Genomic DNA, 22,608 nt, shown 5'->3' on the forward strand with positions numbered 1-22,608 from the left:
AAGTTCATTAACCGATCTTAATAAATCATTAAAAAATTAAAAATAATGAAGAATAGATTAAGTAATATATCAACCCAATACCGCAAATTCAGTAAAGGGCAGTACATCGAAGATCCGGATCAGTTCAATGAGTTCCTGGATTTTTTCGAAGATCAGGATCGTTTGTCCAGGGTGCTGTTGCAGGGAGTAGGTATTGTATGTGGCCTAAAACACGAACTTATTTATAAAAACAGAATTTTAAGCGGTGTACAGCTTTCTCAGGGAGCAGCTATAACGACTGATGGAGACCTTCTTACCTTAAATAGTACCAGTGAAGTGAGTAAGGATTTGTATATGAGTGACTTAAAAACTGTTGCAATAGAAAATAAAAAGTATACCTGTTTTAAAACATATGATAATTTTAAAATAAAATATCCTGCATTTTATGATAAGGACCAGCAGATTGAGCTTTGGGAGCTGGCAACAGATGAAGAAGCAAAATCTGATTTTCAGCCTGTCAGTAATCTTACAAATTTAGAGGACAAATATCTGCTGCTTTATTTGGAGGATTATGAGAAAGAAGTTAAGCCATGTAGGGGAGTCGACTGTGATAATCACGGGATCCAGCAAATCAGAAACCTAAAAGTATTGGTAACTACATCAAAAGGAATCACGGACCTTCTTGGAGAATACCGACTTGTCTATGATCCTTTGAGCAATACCTATAAGCCTGGTGTAAAAGATGCAATTCAGCCTCATCCCTTATTTATAGATGGCATTATGGAACCTGTAAAACAGGAACGGATTATTTTAGAACGGTTTGTGTCAAAAACAAGCCTGACAGTATCTGATTTAAAAAATCTGTATATCAAGGCTGTGGAAAAAAATAATTATGGTAAGATTGTTTTTGAAAGAATTGAGGCTATCGGTAAAATACTGGGTATTCCAGTTGCCGGCTATGCTGCATTCAAAGAAGCATTCGTGAATATTTTTAATCAGGATTCCGGCTTTCAGTATGCTTATGATGTTGTAAAGGACTTGATGGATACTTACGCTGAAATTGCAGAACTGCTTCCTAAGGCATTTACTAAAGCATTCCCCGATTTTGTTTCCTTTCCTAAACATATCATGCTCGGAAAATTAGTGTCAGATAAACAATTGGATTCCCTGAGGCATCAGTTCTATAATTCACCTGCCTTAGATAGCGATAAAGCGACCCAAAGAGTCAAAGTATTGATCAATCGTTTTAATCAGCAGGTACAGAATTTTAACTATGGTAATATTTTTGAGAATAAAGGACGTATAAAAATTACACCATCACAAAAATTAAACCCTCTCAGTAATAAGGCAATTCCTTTCTATTACCGTATTACAGAAGGATTTTTGAAAGTATGGAATTTTGATAAGACAGGCAATCGGTCATTTAGTAATAATTTGAATTTTAATACCGATTGGGTGCCAATAGGCCTGGAAAAAGAATCACCTCTAAATCTTACGCTGGATGATTATTCGTTTTATAATATTGAAGGCCATCAGGGGATGAATTATCAAACGGCTTTTGAAGAAATAAAGCAAATAAAAGAAAAACACCAGTTGGGATTTGATATTATGCTTTTATCTTTAGAGGAATTGAAAGATAATAAAGATCTGTCAAAAGCCTATTTCAATGAGTATGTAGAAAAAAATTCAGGATTGGAACATAAACATGGAGTCGGCAAAGGAGGCACCTTTATCATGGTTTATGATCCTTTAAACAGTCAGAACGTTATTGCAGATTTCTCGCTTCCTTACATATGCTGTACACCGAAAGCTGTAGTTAAACTGAGTTTGCCGGCTTCTGTTATTTGTGCTGAGTCCAGCCGCATACCTTTTACGGTATTCCCTATGAATGGAACTGTAAAAGCGAATGTTGATACAAAATTAAATGGAGGAGTGGAAATCATCAATGGACTCTATTTCTTTAATCCGAAATTAGTAAGCCCCGAATTACAAGGTCAGGAAATTACCTTTACGGTTAACGGCATGCCTACTACTTGCAGCATCAAGGTTATTTCACAGCCGGACATACAGATCTCTGTTGGCTCTGTATATTATCCGGAAGGTGTCTCACCGGCAACAATCGTAAACTTTACAATAACCGGAGCCAACTTTGCAGATTATATCTACAGTTGGGATTTCCTGGATAATGGAAGTTTCGTTACCCTAAAACCTGATAAGGATGGAAATGTAAGTTATACCTATTATAATCTGAGTCCTACAAAAATTCCAACGATCAAGGTGAAGGTGAACGGCAACGGATGTACTCAAGACATTCTGATAAGAGGTTGGTACGATGCTCCTGTTAAATTAAGTTTGCCTACTTCTGTTATATGTTCTGAATCCAGCCCTGTAGACTTTACAGTATTTCCTGTAGACGGGATTGTAAAAGCCAGTGCGGGTGATGGTGTAAAATTCACCAATGGGAAATATAGCTTCGATCCACGGTCAGTAGATCCCGGGTTACATGGTCAGGTGATTACTTTTACCGTTAATGGGGTATCAACCAGCTGCAATATCACTGTTATTACTCAGCCTGCGGTTAATGTGAGTGTTAAGTCTGTTGATTATCCAAACGGTGATCCGACAGAGGCTACCGTAAACTTTATCGTTTCCGGGCCATACTTTCAAAATTACACCTACAGTGTGGCTGGCAGTGCAGATCTTCTAAAGCCGGATACCGACGGAAATATGAGTTATACAGTGAAAAATCTTGATCCTAAAGGAAATCCGACGATAAATATGCTTGTGAGCAACGGCGGATGTACTCAGACCATCAGGATAGGGAACTGGTACAAGCCTCCAACGGTTGTCATAAACAGTATTAAATTTCCAAAAGGGAACTGTTGTGATGGGAACCTTTCTACAGTCAAAGCTGAAGTGACGGAAGAGAACAAAAATGTTGACTTAAATGATGGAGCTTTTATATTGGAAGGAAAAGGATATGGACCTTCGGATCTTGAATATTCATGGTTCCAGGTAGATAGTGATACAGGATCAAAATTAATACTTGATGTGAGTAATCAACCTTCTGTAAGGGTTACAGGTTTGAGGGATTATGGTAATTATATATTCCAATTTATGGTTATTGATCCTGCTTCTGGTGCCTTTGATACTAAAACTGTGAAAGTATTAATATTTGGGTATGATTAATAGAATAGTTACCTCTGTGATTGCAGGTGAAAAATAAATTTACCTGACTCCGGTCAAGATCAGATATACCCAGAAAAGGGTGTTTGAACAGGTTGTAGAACTGAAACACCCTTTTATATATTCGGAAAAATATAGTAATAATAAAAAAATATAATATAATGGCAGCAGCACAATGCGAGATTTCATTTGAGATAGATTATACATCATCCATACCGAGTACAAGTGCGAATTCAACTACCACTGCGTCCTATGAGATTCATGGATCAGGGAATCCAACCAATATAGGGACCATTGATCCCAATGGTATAACAATTCTTCCACCGATTCAGACTCCGGGCAATTACGATTTGACAGTGCAGATATCTGCAGGTGGGGTTCTTGCCACCCGCACTGATTCATTTCAGATTGGAAACTGTTATGGAAATGAGACAAGGATCATATTTTATAATCATGCCAAAAGGACTCTGAATGGAGATTCATTCAATACCTTAGTAAACTTTGTCATCAGGAAGAATGGTGAGATTGTAGTAGACAGCAGGGATGCCAATACTCAATATGATAGTCCTATAGATAAGTGGAAATCATTTGAAGCGAAAGTTGGAGACCGTATTGAGTTTTTGACAGATCTTATAAAAAGTGCAACAGATGGTAAAACGACAGGTGATATGTTCACTTTCAGTACGACAGGTACATCTGGTACGGTAAACGGCACCAATCCTACAGCGTCTGGCCTGCAGTTGCTGAATTCTCAGGCTATCGGGCCAAACAACGGGACCAAAAGAATTTTTGCTTTTGTAGTCGCGCCAAAGGTGAATTATGCCTTGGGGACGGATTTCTTTCAGTAAATGATTGATGATATCGGCTTACAGAAGAGATGTTCCACTTCTGCTCCTTAGGATATCAGCAATATCAGCCTATAGTTCAGGTTGTATGCCGGTAACGCAGGCGGGTTCCTTATGAAACGGAATAAATTCTCAAATTATAACGAAGATGAAATAAGCTCATCAGCCGGTATTACGACCTGTACTTCATCTTCGTTACTTTGAGTATATAATTATTTAGAAAGATCTGAAATCAGAGACTGAAGATTTTTAACTCAGTTATCTTCTGTTGTTTTTACGTCTCGTACTTATAATATTGAAAAGTTTTGCAACATCTTTTAAATGGATTTCAAAATCATCATAATATTCATTCAGGGAGTGCAGGGTGATAATCCCTTTCTCCACATCATGATTGATAATCCGCTTTACTAAAATCCCTTTCTCTTTGTGAACAATGACGAAATCCCACTTATCATAATGCAGCTTGCTCATCCAATAATCCTGTCTGATATTTCTGCATAAGATAATATCACCTTCCAGATAGCTCTCGTACGATCCGTTGTCCATGCTGTCTCCCTTTACTTCGAAGCACATGTATTCACCACGGTGTTCTACATCATCTGTAAAAGGAATTGTTGGCAGGCTTTCTATATATTCTTCATCTGCGAAATTACTCAGATAACCAGCCTGTGCATATTGATTTGCCAGAGGAACATGCATAATCTTTAAATCTGAAAAAACAACAGGTGCAGCACTGTCATTATTAAGTTCCTCTTGTTGTTTTAGCAGCAGATTGGTCACAAAGTAAGCAGTTGTTTCCGGTATTTTTCGTTCGCCTTTTTCCCAATATTGTACAGCTCTGGTACCAACTCCTATAGATTTTGCAATATCAGACTGCTTCATATTGAGTTTTTTTCTGATCTCTTTGAATTCTAAATAGGTCATTTTGATATGTTTATAGTTTATTTATAAAAAAATATGAAAAATATTCGTTTAAATATTTTGAAAAACGAACAATGTTCGTATATTTGTTTCGCTGTTAAGACGTAACCGCACAAATATACAAAAATATATTTATAATTAAATGTTTTTTTGCTATTTAAGAGCTTTTTGAAAAATTCGTAAGTGCTTGTAATCAGATGTTTATATTTTGTTTTTTTACCTGATTTATTTTGCGTTCGAATTTCAATTCTTGTTTGTTTTCGATGTCTTATTAAAAACAAAAAAAGATGTTTCAGGTTTATTAAGTGTAAATAATGCGTTTGTTGATTGCGTGATTTTGTTTTTTGTGCGTTTTATGAACGGCTTTATTTGTGATAAAAGTGCGTTTATTATCAGTGGGTTTAAAATAAAGCGGCTGTCGGGCTCTTTATTTTTTTCGAAAAAGTCCAAAACGGTCTCTAAAATGCAGCGAATACAGCTGATTAACATATAAAATATCGATTAATTATAGTTATCAGTAAGAGGGTTTGTACATCCTGAATAGTAAACCAAAGTTGGCAGAGCAGACTTAATGATTCTTAAGGCTTAAAAAGTCAGATGATGAGAGACCGAGCTTTTACAACCAGATACGGGAAGTAAATAATGTCCGTTTACATGTTTATAAACACATCAGTTTCTTATAAACATCAATACAATATTTACTGAATGTAGAATTAAAGAAAAGAAGTCGGTGTATGATCTCTATTGAGAGAAACACCTGGTATCAGCTTCTGAAACCAAAATTTAAAATGTGATTGACATCTGTTTAAGGGCGTAAAATTATGCCTTTAGGGTTTCTTATTGACCTAATTAAACACTAGAAATGTAAGAAATCGACAGCTGGCCTCATAAAAACAAAAACTTAACCATAAAAACTTTAAACATAGAAAAATGAAACGTAGTAAAGAATTACTAGAGAAAAGAAAAGATTTTGTCATTGAATACGTAAAACGTAATCAAAGCAAACAAATGAAAGTGATTGTAACTGAACTGACAGAAATGTTGTTTTTGTCCGAAAGAACAATATATAATATTATTCTTCAGGCTTAGCAGGTAGGTGAACAGTTCAGTGAATATCGGAGAATGCCGTGTCGAACATTATTAGGTAAATCTTTTTAATCCTAATGCCCAATCATCCGCCAGATCTTAACATATAATATTCTAAAAACAGATAGAAAAGGGTCCAAAGTTATTATTCTGCCAATAGCTGCCTGAGAAATACTCATTCAAAGGTTTTCCTGACTTCTTTCTCAAATTAAAATTTATAAATGTATCCTAAAGTGAAAAAAAGTTTTTGCTTTTAGTTCTGTTGTTTCAGATGAATCTGAGTGCGGATAATCGGGGGTTAGAAAATTGAAAGATGAAAAGCAATTTCAAAAAAATGAGAAACCATGAAAAAGAAAGAAAAGAAAAAAAAGAAAAAAAATAAGGAAAAAGGACAGAAACCCAGAAGAGATATCAGTGATATTATTGACGAGTTAGCTTATATGAATGAAAATGAAAACATCCTGAAAAGTAAAAGGTTTTTAGATGACATGTACATGCTGGATCAGGAATAATAAGACCCATCTGAAAATCGCAGAAAATTAAAATTTTAATAAATAATATAGAGGAAAACAAATGAATTTGGATAGTATAAAAGCCCTGTTGATAGGAACTGCAATAGCATTTTCAGGAGGATTATTAAGGGTGTTGATTTCCATACAAAATAAGGAAAAAAAACAGCCATGGGAACATTTTATCACACTGGTAATCGTGGTAATTGTTGGTTTTACAATGAGCTATTTGATGAACAGAGCTGAGTTAGATGACAAATGGTATTCAACAGGAGTCCTGTTTGTTCTTGGCTACGGCTATGATAAATTTCTGAAAATGATCACAACCAACCTGCCTAACTGGATTGATAAAGCGGTGAACCTTTTTATTGAAAACCGATACGGCATCAAAACAGACAGACAGCCTGAGGAAGAGGAAGAGAAAAAAGATAACATCGGCCAATAGAAAATAATAAAATGTAAAAGCAGAAAATACAGTTTTCAGAATAAACCAATAGCTAACAGCCATAGTTCTGTCAATAAATTCAGGATGCTGCCGACCTGTTAGCCGACCGGATCATCACAGGAATAAAAGTCCCGGAACTCTTTACTGTAACTACTGAAACTGTAGCCAAAAAAAATGGGAGCCATTCTGAAAAAAAGTGAATTTTGAATTTGAAAACCTGAAAACCAAAACAAGAGAATAAAACCGAAGTGGATCACTGTTGCCTGTTTCTTATTGTCAAAACCACTTCTATTTACTTAAATTCTTAAAGAATCATCCGCATAGTATGATTTTTCAAACCCGGCAGGCACCATATAAAGCACAACCGTTTTTAGTTGTGCTTTGTATGTCTTTTAAAAAATATGAATTAAAAAACTAAGTCAATGAAAGCAGCAAAACCTGTAGAAAAAGACAAAAATGCCCACCAAAGCAAAAGCAAAAAGCAAAAGCCGAAAGAGCCTGTGGCTGTTCATCAATCCGGTGTAGAGGTGGTGGGTATACAGACGAAAAAGCCGAAAGGGACCGGATCTGTAAATCCCAATAATAAGCAGCTTAATCTCAATGGGATTATTCCAACCGTTTATGGTTTGCAGACCATCTACGATCAGGGAGCTGAAATAATGTATAAAAAGCATCAGGAGAGTTTAGCACAAACCGGAGACATCAATCATCCCGATACTAAAAAGATGGAGAAAGGATACAGGTCAACCCTGAATCTTCATCAGGTACAGGACGATAATGGTGCTAAACCAGAAATATCTCCAAATATAGCAGAAAAGCAGATTATAATTCAGCAGCAAAATAAGAAAACTGAAGAAACAAACCCTGCTGTAAAGCTCGCAGAGAAAAAAGGAACTGATGGACAGACTGTTTCCTCACCTGCCAATGAAAGTCAAAGTATGGCGCAGGCAAGCCAGGTAGGCTCTATGGATGCGCAAAAAATAGGAATGTTCAGGAAAGAAGATTTCAAAGCTTTGCTGAGTGAAAAAGTACAGGGTGCGAAGCTTCCGGAAAATGGTGCACTTAAAGAAGTTAACACTAAACCTGAAGAGCCTAAAGTTATTGCAGACGAGAAGATAAAAGAGAAAAAAGTTGAAATTAAGCAACCTTCTATTAAACCTATCTCAACAGAAACTCATAAAAGTGATTCAAAAACAGTTACTGATAAAGATGCTGCCACTCATTCTCAGGATGTTGAATCTAAAAACGATAAAAAATCTAATAGTAAAAAGTTAAATACAAAAACTACGGGAGAAAAAGAAACAAAAGTTGTCATTCCTGGTAATATTCAACCTGTTGTTACTCCAAGAATGGATAAAGCTGTTGACAGCGAGCAGGCTGAAATAGCTCCAGATGCACAAACGACAATCAATATTGTTGGGCTTGTTGCAGCAGCACAGGAGTTTAGGGATCAGGGAGTAGAAGCTAGGGATCAGGTGAAATCTCAAAATAAAGCAGCAAACACACTGAAAAATAAAATTAAGGAGGTTGAAAAAGAAATTCAAAAGTCAAATGCTGATTTACAAAAATCAGAAGATAGTATAGAAAGCAAAGAGGCTTTAATTCATAAATTAGAAAAAGGACTGGAGACCTCAGTAAAAAGACAACAAAAGGTAGAACAGGAGGTAGGAATATATCAACAGGAGTATAATAAAAATAAGACCAAAGCAAGCGATCTAAATAGAGAAGCGAAAGATTTACTTGGAGGTTCGCAGAAACATCAGGATCCAAAAAATGCTGATTCTGGAAACCTTACCAGAAAATTAAATGAATTAAATACTAACGCGGGTACAATAAATCAGGCAGTATCACAGGCAGGCAATACAACTCAGAAATTATCCCAAGAAGCCCAGCAAGCTAAAGGGAAGAATGCAAAGATACAGAGTGAAATAATGTCTTCCAGGGCGTCAATAATAAAATCAAAAGCTAAACTGGCGGCAGATACTAAAAAGAATAAAGAAGCAAAACAGGAGCTTGGAAAACTCACACCAAAATTAAAACAAGTAGAATCACAAAGTAAAAAATTAAACCAGGAAGCAGATGGATTATTATTGGATTCTTACATTATCGAAAGTGAAGTTATAAAAACTCAACATGCTTATTATGCCAATATGGCGTCAGTTGAAGGGCGAAATAGCTTGATACAAAAAGAAAAAGATAAAATTCAGCAAACACCCAAAGAGCTTAATGAGGCAGAGCGTTTGTTAATCGACTTTACACAATTAAAATCAGAAGATGAACAAATCGTATTTCTGAGAAAATTAAGCCCGGGCGAACAAAAATTATTGAAAGATAAGTTTGATGAGGTAAATGCTAATTATGATAATGATCAATTGGAACATCAAAATTTAATAGATCAGAACGTTGAAAGCATCAGAAATGGTCAAATTGAAGTCTTTAATAACAAGCGTAAAGATGCTTTACAAAAGCCATTAAACTTAGTAACCAAAAATCTGAACAGAATTACTGGTTTAAAAAGATTATGGATGTCTATTTCTATCGCATTTTCAGACATTTGGAATGATGTTACATCCATTACCTTGACCGATGTAGGCAAATTCATCGAATCTATATTTAGTCCAAAAGCTTGGTATGAGGCGATTTCTGGCTCTATAAGCGGGATTTGGGATGATTTAACAAATTGGAAAGGATTCTCAGAAGATCCGGTAGGAATGATTCTTCAAAAAGCCGCAGGAATAGCCAATAAAGTGCTTGTTATAGCCGGAGTAATTACAGGAATATTAGGAATATTAACAATAGCTGCTGCCGTAGGATCCATCTTCACACTTGGTGGGCTGGCACCATTAGCTGCCTGGTTAGGAGGAGCTACCATAACAATGGGAACCATAACATTCTGGATCGGGGCTATAGCATTAGGATTGAATATACTCAACGGAATTAAAAATATTTATGATGTACATACGGCAAAAACAGCTGAAGTTTTATTCAAAAATTCGGGTGAGCTAAAAAGCGACATTACTAATTCTGGTATGGCTATTTTGGCAATGATAGGTGGGAAAGCTTCGAAAAAAGGAGGTGCTTCTGTAAAGGATCTGGCAAAAAGAAACCCAAAAACTTTTGGTAAGCGAATGTTCATTACCGCAAGAAATGGAATAAAAGCAAGTATTGTTTCTATCCCTGGAAAAATAACATCTGTCTTCAAAAAAGAGACATGGATTAAAGCGTCCCAACGTTTTAAAACAGCATATAAAAAAGCGAAAGATTGGGTTGCTGAGCCTTTCAAGAAAAAAGCTCCAACGCAGCCAAGCCGAAACTTAAATCAACTTCCTTTCGAAGAGCAGACCGTTCCTGACAGAATGCATGAGCAACCTTTAAGAAATGAAAAAGGCAGTGGGAAATCCAACATTAAGGAAGAGGATGTGAAACCAATTCAAACGCAGGAAAATGTATATGAAGAAAGCATATTCAGACAGGATGACAGACCATATTCTCCTGTAGGTAAAACAGAGGATAGAATAAAATCTCATATTAATGAAGATGGCAATTTAACTCCTGCAAATAAAAACGGAAGCGCCACAGTGTCTGATCATGTAAGAGGAAGCGAACCCAATAAAAGCAAAAGTCCTTATACCTCTTTCTCAGAAGAAGGACCTGGTATTGGTAAAACTTATGGAGAGCATGTGATTGAAGTTGATATTAAAAAGCTAGAAGCTGACATTGCTGCAGGTAAAATAAATGACGTAGAAGTTTTAAGACCGGAAAAGGTACAGGCAGAATTACAAGCCAAAATAGATGAGGCGATGAATAAATTTGAAAAAAATCCATCAGCTGATAATCAAAAAAGGGTGGATAATGCTGTAAGAGATCTTAACAATAGTGTCAGAGATAAAGAGATTTTAATTAAAGGTGAAATTCCTTCGGAATATTTTAATGTAAAGTCTACTAAAAATAGCATCTCCAGCAATAACTTACCAAAAGAATCTCCTCACATATCCGGGAATGAAAAATCTTCTGGATTAAAAAGTAAAGAACAAAATAACAAAATTAGCTCATCGCAAAACCGTACATTTGATAAAAATTTAGAACCACTAGCTAACCAAGAAGCTCAATGGATAAATGAGAATAGTCATTGGAGAGATACTAATTATGGGCCAAAACCAGGATTAGTTGCAACAGAACAAACCATAGCTACCGGTACGGTTCAAATGGAGTTACATCCTAACTTTAACAATTTAGTAAATGAAATGGAAGAGTTAGGATACAAAGTAACAATTGTAGAGCAGGACTTTAGTAAGATAAGAATTGATCCGGAAGTTAAAGTTAGAAAAATGTATTCAAGGGGTAGAGAATTCTTAGGTTTTGATAAAGAAGTAATTTTAATCAAAGAAATGGATTATAACACAATGCTGCATGAGCATGGACATATTATGCAGGTCGAAAAACTAAGATCACAAGGAATAAATATAGCTACAGATAAGGTAGTCGGCAGAGTTTCTAAATCACTGGGCGAAGAGCGTTTTTGGAATGCTATAGAGTATCATAATAGGCTACAGGATATAGAAAGGATTCTAAACATGCAAAAGGCAGGAATCAAAGTTCCTAATAAGGTTATTACACAAGCTCGACATGGAGCTGAATTTTATGGAAATAAATATAGAGAAAGTATGATATTAGAAACTAACAACCTTTTGAAACAAATGAGAATAAATAATTCAATGCAAGAAAAGCTTGGTTATATTTATGAAGATATAAAAAGATTACGAAATTTAAATATATATTAATTATGCACTTAATACCAAAGTATAATTTTAACATCAGTTTCTTAGAGGAAATAGATAATGATCTATATCCGGAAGATTTAGTAATTGATATTTTTGATGTCATCATGAATTCTAAATTAGGAATATATATAAAATTTATTCCTGAAATAGATGGGATAGATGAAAAGTGGCCATTTGATTTTGAATATGATGATTCTTCAATTCAGAATTTAAGAAAAATGTTCCTCTTAGAATCTAAATATGTAGTGACTCCATCAGATAAATGGAAAGGAAAAACAAAAAAAATAAGTAAAGAATTTATAGCAAAATGCTTTCATGCTGATGACGCTGAAAAAATACAAGATGTTATTGTTTTCTTCATTTCAAAAGAAGATTTTGAGTTATATAAAAATGAGAAAGAAAAAATATCAACTTTTGATATGGATTCAGAAGATAAATTGCATCCAAAATTTATAGATGATTTAGAAAAAGAGTATAAATTGCCAGGATTTCTCAAAAATCGGATTATTAATTCTCCCTATTTATCCGATGAAGACTTATCATACTTAAAAAGAAAAAGAGATGCAAATGGTAATATAATTCTTTTGAAAGATTAAGTTTCTTACAATATGAAAAATTAAAAAATAATTAATAATAAAATGAATACCCAAATAAACGAACTCCTCTATCACTACAACGAAGAAGGGTACGAAGGATATGATTTAAGCGAAGTACAACTCCTTAAAAATATAGATTCAGAAAGAGTTGAAAAGCTAAAATTACTTCTTCACAATGACGATCAGTATATTGCTTACCAGGCCATGCTTATTTTATTGGCGTGGGCAATACCGGAAGGGTTTCAACAGCTTGACCGGTTTATTTCCGAAAAATGGGATGAAAAAGAAAGTTTTGAATCCCATAGAATACACAGCGAAGATAATGTATATGATGTAATTACGGACGCTCTATATATTTCGACAATAAACGGAAAGAGCGAACAGGAGCTTTACCCTTACATTAAGTATTTTCTGAGTATTTATGGAAATAAATTTTTTGAATCGAATCTAAAAGACTTTCTTTTAAAGAAAAATTGCACACCGCTTTTAAAAGAAATAGAGCAGGCGATCCACGATTCCTTACAAAATAAAAGGTATTATCAGGCAAGTCAGCTGTTTCCGGTACTTGTTCATTATGATAAAAGTAGTTTTAATAAATATGCAGATATTTTTAAATCTTTGATAAAAGAAGATGATAGAATTGCATATAATATTGAAGAAGCTGAAAAGAGCATGCAATGATCTGTCATACAGTTTGATATAAATTTAAAAGAAAATTTACTACTGCCGCACGAATCCTTTCGTGCGGTTTTTATTTTCAATCATTTTATCTGCAAGTTTTATCTTTATAAAAAGAATAATTAATACTTTTGAATACATCAAATAAACCAAAATTAATAATCCATTAAAATCTTAAATATGAAAAAAATACTATTCATTTGCTCTCTTCTGTTCAGCTTTTCTATGATAAGGGCACAGACTATAGAATCCGGAAGTCACAGCACTACAGGGTATATCAAAAGTGATGGAACCATAGAGAACAGCAGTCATTCAACAGTAGGTTATATTAAAAGCGACGGTACTATAGAAAACAAAAGCCATGGAACGATTGGGTATATCAAAAGTGACGGAACTATTGAAAACAAGAGCCATTCAACGGTGGGATATGTAAAAAGTGACGGAACGGTAGAAAACAGCAGCCATTCCACCATTGGTTATATCAAGGATGATGGAACAGTAGAAAGCAGCAGCCATAGCACGATTGGTTATGCGAGAGGAGTTAAAAAAGAGTGGGCGGCAGTCGTGTATTTCTTTTTTAAGATGAATTGATGGCAGATCTGTAAAGAATAAACAGGATAAATAAAAATAGGGCTTGGATTTTATAATCTGAGCCTTTTTCTATGATAAACATATATTGTTTTAAACAATTTTCTGATATACTTTCTGCTCTTTTTACCATACAGAATATCCAGGCAGATGAAATAATTTTATCATGAGCCCTTGAAAATACAAAGGCTGCTGCAGCTACAGAATGGAGGCCCCAAAAAACTTTCACAGGAATTAAAAAAAACTGAATTTTGGATCTGCAATCAGATAATCAATCATCCTTTTCCTGAAAAAAAACAAGGGTACTGCAGCTACAGAATGGAGGCCCCAAAAAACTTTCACAGGAAATAAAAAAAACTGAATTTTGGATCTGCAATCAGATAATCAATCACCCTTTTCCTAAAAAACAAAGGGTACTGCAGCTACAGAATAGAGCCCTCAAAAAACTTTCGCAGAAATAAAAAAAAGATGAATTTCGAACTTTAAATATCACATCAATTAAACCGAAAATTTAAGCAGTAAAGAATAATAATGTATATGGAAGAAAATAACTTAATCCCAAGAGAAAAATTAAAGAACTATTTTGAAACAGGTAAATATCCTACAGAAGGTCAGTTTTCAGATCTGATCGATTCGCTAAGACACAAAGAAGATATTCTGACCAATGACGAAATGGTAGCTTTTGCCAATAATCTGGCCTCCATTAAAAATGGATTTATTATCTATAATCTATCTGGTGGTATCAAAGGGCAGAAATTCCCGATCGTAATAAGTTCACAAGATAGAGAAGATCAGGTGATCATGTTGGGAGAATCGGGCAGCTATAGATTTCCGGAAGGAAAACGATATTTTTTTGGGAGCGCTCCTTATACTGTTAGAACAAAGGAGTTTTCAGCAGACCGGCTGGAAGAAAATCAATATTATGTACTGACCTCTGAGGTACAGCTAAAATATTCTATTGCAAGAATGTTCGGGAATAATCTGCCTACCATTCCTGATGGGTTTGAATTCGGAATACTGGAAGGTGATGAAAAATGGTTTTACCTGCAGGTGGATAAGCAGGATTTCGGAAGAAAGATAAGTATCGTAAACACCGTTATTAAGTTCATCAATAAAACAGAAATACCTATTCAGTACAGAACATCTGCCATCAATTGGAGTGATAAATACAGATCCAAGGATATTGTTACCGATCATTATGATATTTGGGATGATTTGGCTATCTATTATGAGGCTGATCTTACGGCAACTGATGATTCTGTGGTATGCAGGATTTATGATGAGGATAAAGACAGAATTTTAACAGTATGTCAGCTGGATGCCAGACGATATAACCACGATGTCTGGGCTGGCGATCAGGTGTTTAAAATCAGAAATATAAGAATTGAATGTGAGTATGGAATTCTGAACGAATAAAGATTTTTGCAGCTATAGAATAGATAGGTCCAAAAACTTTTACAGGAACCAGGAAATAATGAATTTTGATTCATAAATCATTGAACCCCAAAACAATAATGTGGACAGTGTAAGATATAAAAGAATAGTGAAGTATTATGAAAAATGACAAATTAACCCCAAGAGAGGAGCTGAAAACTTATTTTGAAACCGGTAAATATCCCACACAAAACCAATTTTCAGAACTGATAGATTCCTTGCAGCATAAAGGAGATGCCTTGACCAACAAAGAAATGGTATTGCTCGCCAATAGGCTGGCAATTATTGATAATGCATTTATTTACTATAATACAAACAGTGTAGGAGATTTGAGGTTACCAATAGTAGTAAGTTCTCAGGATGAAGAAGATCAGGTGATTACGGTAAAAAATACTGACAGCGCTGTGGAGAAACAGTTCATATTAGGTAGTCCGCCTTATATCCTGAGAACAAAAAAAGCCTCCGGAGGAAATCTGAAAGAAACTGAATATTATATTTTTAGCTATCAGATCAGTCAAAATTATATGATCTACAGGTTGTTTGGTAATAATCTGGATACTGTTCCTGAAGGTTTTGAATTGGGCGCAATGGAAAGTAAAAGGGTTCCTGTACAGATTGCAAAACAGGATTTTGGAAAAAAAATAAACATTGTAAATACAAACGTTAAGTTTATTAATAAAACCCAGGTACCAATTGAGTACAGGGTAGAAGGAATTACCTGGAGTAACAGGTACCGGTCTGAAGACACTGTTACTGATCATTATGATGCATGGGATAATCTCACCTTTTATTATAAGGCAGACCTTAGGGAGATCAATCAGTCTATACTCTGCGAGATCTATGATGAGGATAATAACAGTCTTTTAACTACAGGCAACCTAAACGCCGGACAAAGTCATAGTGACTGGTATGGAGGGCAGGTCAATGAAGTCAGAAATATAAGAATTGAATGTAAGTATGAATATAAATAAAAGATTGTCATACTGAAATACTGAGAAAGAAGCTAAAAATTAAAAAGCTCATCTGATGAAAATAAAGGTTACTGCAACTACAGGATGGAGAGGTCAGAAAACTTTTATAAGAAGAAAAAAAGACCGAATTTTGTAATCGAAATCATTAATAATAATGACATCCGGAAAGCAGATCAGCAGCATTCCTAATTCATAAAAATCATCCAACCAGGCATAATACCCTTTTATGGGGAAGCTCTTACTCTTGAGATACCGGAATTTCCAGCACAGGCATTGTTATTTCATCTTACACCTGCAGGAGTTACTGCAACGATAGGATGTAAACGCCGAAAAACTTTCATAAAAACAGAAAAAGGATGAATTTTGGAACCTCTGAATCAGAAGTGGTAATGGGTTCCGGAAAGCAATTATACCAAAGATATAAGCAATAAAGAACATTATAATAATCATGGAAGAAAAAAATAAACTAATCCAGAGAGAGGAGATCAAAACCTATTTTGAAACAGGTAAATATCCTACACAAAGTCAATTTGGGAGGTTCATTGATAATTATGTCCATTTGAATGAACTTAATTTCGGACTGGATGTAAAGGCATCATCGAGTTGGACGGGTAAATATTATCATTTCTATCTGGCTGAAAACATTGAAAAATCGGGCAGGGGGCATATCAATCTCGAAGCTGAATCCGGAAGCGACCCGAAAAAGATCGACAACTACAAATATGTTTTTAGTAAAGATATAAACTATAAATTTTTAAACATAAAGCTATCAGGTGAGCTGGATATTGATAAATATCAGCCAAAGCTTATCATAAAACGTTATAAACAGAAGAAAAAAGTTAAGCGTGGGGTGAAGGATTCGGGCTTCTACAGAGAGCACCTGGAAGATGCAAAATCCTGGGGCAGAGAATCTGAATATCCTGTAACGGCTAACGAAATGACGCTGGATATTAATCCTATTCATTATTTCAAACCCGGGGCAAACTATAACGAGTTTTATCCGTCAGGCACACTCAACAGACCCGGTTCATTCAGATATACGGTTCATCATAGAAAACCATTTTCTCTTATTCAGATGTTTCTGGAAATTGATATAAACGGTACAAAGTACCAATCATATCCCGTCAATATAAAAATTGTTTTGGGAAAAGAAAGGATGGATTTGGTTAACTATATTATTGATTAATAAAAAATACCTCAATCGGAGAGACTTTCTCTAGTGGGAAACCTTTTGCGCCTGAAATACCTGAATTTTCTGATGTATGATCATCAGGATCTCATCAGGGAAGTAGAATACCGGCTCTTCGGATCTGATAGCCTCTTTCAGGTGTAGATTATTCTTTAAAAAGTAGGAACTCCGGTGATGGAGTGACTTTCCCAAAAAGCAGCTGCTCTGGCAGTTGCGGAGAGATGCTCAAATGTGAAAGACTTTCCGGTTGAGGTTTCTTAAAGCATACGCACTATAGTGTACTCTTTCTGCAGGCTGAGTACATGATATCTAAAAATATAAAATAAAAAAATACCTCAATCGGAGAGACTTTCTCTAGTGGGAAACCTTTTGCGCCTGAAATACCTGAATTTTCTGATGTATGATCATCAGGATCTCGTCAGGGAAGTGGAATACCGGCTCTTCGGATCTGATAATCTCTTTCAGGTGTAGATTATTCTTTAAAAAGTAGGAACTCCGGTGATGGAGTGACTTTCCCCAAAAAGCAGCTGCTCTGGCAGTTGCGGAGAGATGCTCAAATGTGAAAGACTTTCCGGTTGAGGTTTCTTAAAGCATACGCACTATAGTGTACTCCTTCTGCAGGCTGAGTACATGATATCTAAAAATATAAAATAAAAAAATACCTCAATCGGAGAGACTTTCTCTAGTGGGAAACCTTTTGCGCCTGAAATACCTGAATTTTCTGATGTATGATCATCAGGATCTCATCAGGGAAGTGGAATACCGGCTCTTCGGATCTGATAATTTCTTTCAGGTGTAGATTATTCTTTAAAAAGTAGGAACTCCGGTGATGGAGTGACTTTCCCAAAAAGCAGCTGCTCTGGCAGTTGCGGAGAGATGCTCAAATGTGAAAGACTTTCCGGTTGAGGTTTTAAATAAGATCACAGAATTGTAGCATATAAACTTCAAAATAGAAAAACTAAAACCAATGGAGGCCAGTCAATTACAAAAATTATTTACCCATTTAGAAGAAGTCATTACATGGCGTATTAACAATTCTTCTGAAGATTTTAATACAGGAGCGCCTGAATTTAGCGCTAATGACCATGAAGGATTTCAATTAGGCAATTATATTTCAGGGAAAGGGCTTGCCCATCAGGAAGTTATTATTCTCTTAATGGCCTTGCTGCCACGGTTGGATCCTGCATTGCTGAAACGCATGTATTTGGAATTTCCCAATAGTGAATTGTTTGACTTTTGTGCAACCAATGACAGTGGCAGGCTCTTTTATCCTACCATTCAGGCTGTTCAGTATATTTTAGGTGGAGACAGTATTTCAGGACGATTAAAGGCGCTGGATTATTTCGGTCCGGATTCGGTGATAATGAAAGAAGAGCTTATTGCTTTTTCAGTTCATGATCATATCGCCATGAATAGCCAGATAAGTGTCCATCAGGAAGCTTTTAATGCAATCATTTTCGGATTGGAATTATTACCAAAAATGAGCAATGACTTTCCGGCAGAACAATTAAACACCCGTAGATCGTGGGCAGATTTAATACTTCCTCAGGCCACGTTACAGGAACTTCAGAGTATCGAAGCCTGGTACCACAGCAGCCGGATCCTTATGGAAGAATGGGATATGCAGAAAAAGCTTAAGCCGGGCTTCCGGGTGTTGTTTTACGGGGAGCCGGGAACAGGAAAGACGCTTGCTGCCAGTCTTTTAGGGAAATATACAAAACGTCCGGTTTTCAGAGTGGACGTTTCTATGCTGGTCTCAAAATATATCGGGGAAACAGAAAAACAGCTGGCTAAGTTATTTGATAAAGCCGAAAATAAAAACTGGATCTTATTTTTTGATGAAGCAGATGCCATTTTTGGAAAACGAACCTCCGTAAAAGATGCTCATGACAAATATGCCAATCAGGAAGTTTCTTATTTGCTGCAGCGGATTGAAACGTTTTCAGGGCTTATTATCCTGGCCTCCAATTTTAAAAATAATATGGATAAAGCTTTTACACGACGTTTTCACAGCTGTATACCATTCAATAATCCAAAATACGAAGAACGCCTGCGTATCTGGCAGCAGAATCTCCCGGAACAGTTACAGCTTGAAGACATTGATCTGGAGCAGATTGCCCGACGGTATGAACTTACCGGATCCAATATTATGAACATTATCCAGGATATAAGCTTAAAAATCATTGCCTCAAAAGAACCGGGCTACAAAGTAAATTCAGACATGCTGCTGGAAGGGATTAAAAAAGAATACGTGAAGGAAGATAAAATATTCATTTAGAAATCTGAATTCCGGCTTCTGTATTGAAAAATTCAAAAAGATCAGTGATCTAAACTGTTCAATTTAAAAACTAAGACTCATGAAAACAATGATATTTATATTGACGCTGCTGAGCTGCGTCGTGCTAGGCTGTCGGAGCAAACATAAAATAACCACCACTTACAGAGAAAACACAAAGGAATCAGAAAAAATGAAAATGGATTCTTCAGGTGTAAAAAGTTCCACATCAGTTCAGAGTAAATCTGATAATACATTGCTGAAGGAAGAGAAAAATGAAATATCCGGAGAACTGTTCATTGAAGGAAAATCGGATCTGTCGAATCCTTTTGTTTTCCATAATGTGGTGGGAAAAGATACTGTTCAAAGCATTTCTATCATGGGAAATGCAGAATATATAATCCGTAATTATTATACAAAGGCCCATCATCAAAAGGCAGAGGTTAAAAAAGAAGAATCTGCCCTGAATATGCAGGAGGTAACCCATAAAGCGGTTTCAAAAGAAAATCATAAAGAAGTAGCTTCAAAAGTTTCTGAAGAAACAAAAAAAGTACAGCTGAATGGATTGGATGCTGCCGCCTGGATTTTCATTCTCATCATGGGAATCACTTTAATACTTGTTTATTTCACCTATACTTATTTTAAGAAATGAAAACATCACAGAAAGGAATACATCTGATCATATCGTTTGAAGGATTCAGTTCAAAACCATACCTGGACTCAGCGGGTATTCCGACAATAGGCTATGGAAATACGTATTACCCCGGAGGTAAAAAGGTAACCATGAACGATTCTGCCATCAGTAAAGAAAAAGGAGTGGAATTATTTTCGTCTGTTTTACCAACTTATGAAAAAATAGTGAATTCAAAAATCAAAGTTCCATTGGCACAAAACCAATTCGATGCTTTGGTTTCTCATACCTATAATACCGGTGGCTCAGACGGTCTGTTCAAGCTGGTAAATGACCGTGCATCAGAAGCCGCAATCCGGAATTGGTTTACTACGAAATACATTACTGCCGGAGGTAAGGTTTTAAATGGCCTGATCCGGAGAAGAAAAGCAGAGGCGAATATGTTCTTTGGGAAATAAACTGAAGTACTACAAAGCTATTCGACAAGTTGCTCAATCTACATCTTATATTGCCCATTCGGCAAAATTTTTAATTGGTAGTAAGTCTGTGTTCAAATTCTTCAAAATATTGTATTTTTTAACTAAGATTATTAAATCTAGGTTATCATTGAATGATGTATAGTGATAAAATAAAACTAAATGTTCAGATGTTGACATTTGAGAGTTAACAATGTTGAAATAAAGCATCTTATTACTGATTTTATTTTCGTCTATGAATTTATAGATTGTTAACAAAGTAGAAAAATAATGACTTAATAAATGCTGATGTTTATTATATACTTCTTTATATATTAGACAAATGTCATCTTTGTTTATTTTAAGCATATTATCTTCAAACATTTTTCTATAAGCTTCATCTGTAATTGGTGTAGGAAAATATTTAGGTCTAGCAAAATTAATTACTTCTCCTGAAATATTTTCATTAACCCAATCAAATATTTGTTTACCTTTAATATCAATACTGCCATTACTTAAAGAGCTATTATTAATTACAGTATGTAATAAATTTAGCATTTGAAAGAATGTGTTTTCAAATTGCTGAATACGCATAGTGGAGTTTTGAGTTTCAAATTCGTTTCGAGTTAATTTCATCTCTTTTCGCGTTAGTTCTAATTCTTTCCTTTGAAGCTTTAGTTCTTGACGTTGTAAAAGTATTGCGATTATAACTCCTGTAAAAGATAAACCTGTAAAAAAAGCATTTGAAGCACCAAACATATCTCCAAATATACCTTGCTTGTTTAAAGATAAACTTGTTGCATAATTGTAATTCAAGTATAGAACGACTCCCATTAACAATATTGATCCACTACCTATAGTCCAAAATATCCAATTATCTCTTTTCATTAACTATTAGTTTCCACGAAAATACAAAATAAATTAAAAAAGATTAATTACGATTTTTTCTAACATATAACAATCCCCACTGTTAGGTGGGGGAATGTTTTATCTTATTACAGCATAACCATCAAAAGGATCTCTGTTTACTGATAAAAGGATAGAATATCCTTTATCTTTTACGGTTATATCAACTGGAAAATAGCTTCCATCTTGATCTTTTTTGAAAACCTGAATAATATGTTTTCCTGGTTCGTCTTTTGTAAATAGAAACGCAAAAGTTCCATTCAGATCCTTCCATTCATCTGCTGTGAATTCCTTTATCATAATTATTAATTTTTTATTGGGTTCGAATATACAAACAATTAAATCCCATACCTTACGGTTTTCCGTAGTATTATAACTACAAAAAATCCGTATTTTCACTGTGGTTTTAAATTTAAATTAATTAGTAACTTATTGCAGATAAATATATTAACCATGAAAAATTTGAAAAAGATTTCCAGAAAAAGACTGATCACTATTAACGGAGGAATTGAAGCCTGTACTCAAAACTGCCTGCCTGGAGAAAGAAAATGTTGTACACGAGGTAAAGCATATTATTGCGCACCCGTAACAGAAGCATGCTTGTAGCATCATATAGCGGATGCTGTAAATTCTCTTAATCTAATGCTGCCTCTCATAATTGAGAGGCTTTTTTGTGAGTGATAGGGTTGGTATTGGTTGGTCTAAGTTTATAAAATGATCTTATATAAGCAGCTGTAATCCGGAATTGGTTTACCACAAAATATTATTACCGCCGGAGGAAAGGTTTTAAATGGCCTGGATTCGGAGAATAAAAACGGAAGCGGAATATTCTTCGAAATAAACAACCCCACTATTAGGGTGGGGTTGTTTGTTATTATTTCATTCTAAAAATAGCTTGAAAGAAGCTTTTATCGTTAGCAAATATTCCTCCTTGTAACTGCCATCCAACCAATAAATGAGCATTTACTTGTTCTTCTAAGACTTGAATAAACTGACTGTTTAAAACTTTGTATTCCATGATAATTAATTTATGAACCCTAATATACAAACAATTCAAACTCAACAATTACGGCTTTCCGCAGGCTTATGACTACAGTCATATCCGTAAAATCCCGGATACCTTATATTTGAAT

Annotated in this window: 20 protein-coding genes; 16 read left to right on the forward strand and 4 right to left on the reverse strand. The window is 35.1% G+C overall.

Features of this window, described 5'->3' with window-relative positions:
* Positions 1-45: 45 nt before the first annotated feature.
* Positions 46-3,168, forward strand: a complete 3,123-nt coding sequence (locus CRS_RS12275) for a hypothetical protein (RefSeq protein WP_142724330.1) — start codon at positions 46-48, stop codon at positions 3,166-3,168.
* A 158-nt stretch (positions 3,169-3,326) separates the two neighbouring features.
* On the forward strand, positions 3,327-4,013 hold the full coding sequence (locus CRS_RS12280; RefSeq protein WP_142724331.1) for a hypothetical protein: 687 nt from the start codon (positions 3,327-3,329) through the stop codon (positions 4,011-4,013).
* A 255-nt stretch (positions 4,014-4,268) separates the two neighbouring features.
* On the opposite strand, the gene CRS_RS12285 is transcribed toward CRS_RS12280, so the two are convergent.
* On the reverse strand, positions 4,269-4,934 hold the full coding sequence (locus CRS_RS12285) for a S24 family peptidase (RefSeq protein WP_142724332.1): 666 nt from the start codon (positions 4,932-4,934) through the stop codon (positions 4,269-4,271).
* A gap of 927 nt (positions 4,935-5,861) precedes the next feature.
* On the opposite strand from CRS_RS12285, the gene CRS_RS24435 reads away from it, so the two are divergent.
* From CRS_RS24435 to CRS_RS12340, 13 genes are all read left to right on the forward strand, one after another.
* Positions 5,862-6,020 (forward strand): hypothetical protein, encoded by a 159-nt coding sequence (locus tag CRS_RS24435; RefSeq protein ID WP_172617058.1) that lies wholly within the window; start codon positions 5,862-5,864, stop codon positions 6,018-6,020.
* 341 nt (positions 6,021-6,361) lie between these two features.
* The gene (locus CRS_RS24440) at positions 6,362-6,529 is read left to right on the forward strand and encodes a hypothetical protein (protein ID WP_172617059.1); all 168 of its coding nucleotides are present in this window, start codon (positions 6,362-6,364) and stop codon (positions 6,527-6,529) included.
* Between the two features lie 67 nt (positions 6,530-6,596).
* Positions 6,597-6,971 carry a hypothetical protein gene (locus tag CRS_RS12290; protein WP_142724333.1) on the forward strand — a complete coding sequence of 125 codons (375 nt, stop codon included), beginning with the start codon at positions 6,597-6,599 and terminating at the stop codon, positions 6,969-6,971.
* Between the two features lie 422 nt (positions 6,972-7,393).
* Positions 7,394-11,752, forward strand: a complete 4,359-nt coding sequence (locus CRS_RS12295; RefSeq protein WP_142724334.1) for a hypothetical protein — start codon at positions 7,394-7,396, stop codon at positions 11,750-11,752.
* A 2-nt stretch (positions 11,753-11,754) separates the two neighbouring features.
* On the forward strand, positions 11,755-12,348 hold the full coding sequence (locus CRS_RS12300; protein WP_142724335.1) for a hypothetical protein: 594 nt from the start codon (positions 11,755-11,757) through the stop codon (positions 12,346-12,348).
* Between the two features lie 42 nt (positions 12,349-12,390).
* Positions 12,391-13,029, forward strand: a complete 639-nt coding sequence (locus CRS_RS12305; RefSeq protein WP_142724336.1) for a hypothetical protein — start codon at positions 12,391-12,393, stop codon at positions 13,027-13,029.
* Positions 13,030-13,206: 177 nt separating this feature from the next.
* Positions 13,207-13,617: a 5-fold beta-flower protein gene (locus CRS_RS12310; RefSeq protein ID WP_142724337.1), complete on the forward strand. Its 411-nt coding sequence runs from the start codon at positions 13,207-13,209 to the stop codon at positions 13,615-13,617.
* 534 nt (positions 13,618-14,151) lie between these two features.
* Positions 14,152-15,030, forward strand: coding sequence for a hypothetical protein (locus CRS_RS12315; protein WP_142724338.1), 879 nt, complete (start codon positions 14,152-14,154; stop codon positions 15,028-15,030).
* A 137-nt stretch (positions 15,031-15,167) separates the two neighbouring features.
* Entirely contained in the window at positions 15,168-16,019 is an 852-nt protein-coding gene (locus CRS_RS12320) for a hypothetical protein (protein WP_142724339.1), read from the forward strand.
* Between the two features lie 448 nt (positions 16,020-16,467).
* Positions 16,468-17,205, forward strand: coding sequence for a hypothetical protein (locus CRS_RS12325; protein ID WP_142724340.1), 738 nt, complete (start codon positions 16,468-16,470; stop codon positions 17,203-17,205).
* A gap of 970 nt (positions 17,206-18,175) precedes the next feature.
* Positions 18,176-19,486: an ATP-binding protein gene (locus CRS_RS12330; RefSeq protein ID WP_142724341.1), complete on the forward strand. Its 1,311-nt coding sequence runs from the start codon at positions 18,176-18,178 to the stop codon at positions 19,484-19,486.
* A gap of 576 nt (positions 19,487-20,062) precedes the next feature.
* Positions 20,063-20,128 (forward strand): hypothetical protein, encoded by a 66-nt coding sequence (locus CRS_RS24815; RefSeq protein ID WP_373995764.1) that lies wholly within the window; start codon positions 20,063-20,065, stop codon positions 20,126-20,128.
* Between the two features lie 3 nt (positions 20,129-20,131).
* A complete protein-coding gene (locus CRS_RS12340) occupies positions 20,132-20,572 on the forward strand; it encodes a lysozyme (RefSeq protein ID WP_142724342.1) in 441 nt (146 codons plus the stop codon).
* Positions 20,573-20,617: 45 nt separating this feature from the next.
* Here CRS_RS12340 and CRS_RS12345 read toward each other — a convergent pair whose 3' ends face one another.
* Both CRS_RS12345 and CRS_RS12350 read right to left on the reverse strand, forming a co-directional pair.
* Entirely contained in the window at positions 20,618-21,457 is an 840-nt protein-coding gene (locus CRS_RS12345) for a putative phage abortive infection protein (RefSeq protein WP_142724343.1), read from the reverse strand.
* Positions 21,458-21,556: 99 nt separating this feature from the next.
* A complete protein-coding gene (locus CRS_RS12350) occupies positions 21,557-21,775 on the reverse strand; it encodes a hypothetical protein (RefSeq protein WP_142724344.1) in 219 nt (72 codons plus the stop codon).
* Positions 21,776-21,928: 153 nt separating this feature from the next.
* Between CRS_RS12350 and CRS_RS24445 the strand changes: the two genes are divergently transcribed.
* Positions 21,929-22,081 carry a hypothetical protein gene (locus CRS_RS24445; protein WP_172617060.1) on the forward strand — a complete coding sequence of 51 codons (153 nt, stop codon included), beginning with the start codon at positions 21,929-21,931 and terminating at the stop codon, positions 22,079-22,081.
* A gap of 268 nt (positions 22,082-22,349) precedes the next feature.
* On the opposite strand, the gene CRS_RS12355 is transcribed toward CRS_RS24445, so the two are convergent.
* Positions 22,350-22,493, reverse strand: a complete 144-nt coding sequence (locus tag CRS_RS12355; RefSeq protein ID WP_142724345.1) for a DUF1737 domain-containing protein — start codon at positions 22,491-22,493, stop codon at positions 22,350-22,352.
* Positions 22,494-22,608: the final 115 nt, after the last annotated feature.

The sequence above is a fragment of the Chryseobacterium sp. ON_d1 genome, assembly GCF_006829085.1.
In the GTDB taxonomy this organism is placed as follows: Bacteria; Bacteroidota; Bacteroidia; order Flavobacteriales; family Weeksellaceae; genus Chryseobacterium.

What these genes read in the sequence shown, in the direction of transcription:
- CRS_RS12275 (WP_142724330.1), top strand. Translation starts at nt 46, where the DNA reads ATGAAGAATAGATTAAGTAATATATCAACCCAATACCGCAAATTCAGT.
- CRS_RS12345 (WP_142724343.1), bottom strand. Translation starts at nt 21,457, where the DNA reads ATGAAAAGAGATAATTGGATATTTTGGACTATAGGTAGTGGATCAATA.
- CRS_RS12285 (WP_142724332.1), bottom strand. Translation starts at nt 4,934, where the DNA reads ATGACCTATTTAGAATTCAAAGAGATCAGAAAAAAACTCAATATGAAG.
- CRS_RS12300 (WP_142724335.1), top strand. Translation starts at nt 11,755, where the DNA reads ATGCACTTAATACCAAAGTATAATTTTAACATCAGTTTCTTAGAGGAA.
- CRS_RS12320 (WP_142724339.1), top strand. Translation starts at nt 15,168, where the DNA reads ATGAAAAATGACAAATTAACCCCAAGAGAGGAGCTGAAAACTTATTTT.
- CRS_RS12330 (WP_142724341.1), top strand. Translation starts at nt 18,176, where the DNA reads ATGGAGGCCAGTCAATTACAAAAATTATTTACCCATTTAGAAGAAGTC.
- CRS_RS24440 (WP_172617059.1), top strand. Translation starts at nt 6,362, where the DNA reads ATGAAAAAGAAAGAAAAGAAAAAAAAGAAAAAAAATAAGGAAAAAGGA.
- CRS_RS12340 (WP_142724342.1), top strand. Translation starts at nt 20,132, where the DNA reads ATGAAAACATCACAGAAAGGAATACATCTGATCATATCGTTTGAAGGA.
- CRS_RS24435 (WP_172617058.1), top strand. Translation starts at nt 5,862, where the DNA reads ATGAAACGTAGTAAAGAATTACTAGAGAAAAGAAAAGATTTTGTCATT.
- CRS_RS12310 (WP_142724337.1), top strand. Translation starts at nt 13,207, where the DNA reads ATGAAAAAAATACTATTCATTTGCTCTCTTCTGTTCAGCTTTTCTATG.
- CRS_RS24445 (WP_172617060.1), top strand. Translation starts at nt 21,929, where the DNA reads ATGAAAAATTTGAAAAAGATTTCCAGAAAAAGACTGATCACTATTAAC.
- CRS_RS12295 (WP_142724334.1), top strand. Translation starts at nt 7,394, where the DNA reads ATGAAAGCAGCAAAACCTGTAGAAAAAGACAAAAATGCCCACCAAAGC.
- CRS_RS12355 (WP_142724345.1), bottom strand. Translation starts at nt 22,493, where the DNA reads ATGGAATACAAAGTTTTAAACAGTCAGTTTATTCAAGTCTTAGAAGAA.
- CRS_RS12315 (WP_142724338.1), top strand. Translation starts at nt 14,152, where the DNA reads ATGGAAGAAAATAACTTAATCCCAAGAGAAAAATTAAAGAACTATTTT.
- CRS_RS12325 (WP_142724340.1), top strand. Translation starts at nt 16,468, where the DNA reads ATGGAAGAAAAAAATAAACTAATCCAGAGAGAGGAGATCAAAACCTAT.
- CRS_RS12350 (WP_142724344.1), bottom strand. Translation starts at nt 21,775, where the DNA reads ATGATAAAGGAATTCACAGCAGATGAATGGAAGGATCTGAATGGAACT.
- CRS_RS12305 (WP_142724336.1), top strand. Translation starts at nt 12,391, where the DNA reads ATGAATACCCAAATAAACGAACTCCTCTATCACTACAACGAAGAAGGG.
- CRS_RS12280 (WP_142724331.1), top strand. Translation starts at nt 3,327, where the DNA reads ATGGCAGCAGCACAATGCGAGATTTCATTTGAGATAGATTATACATCA.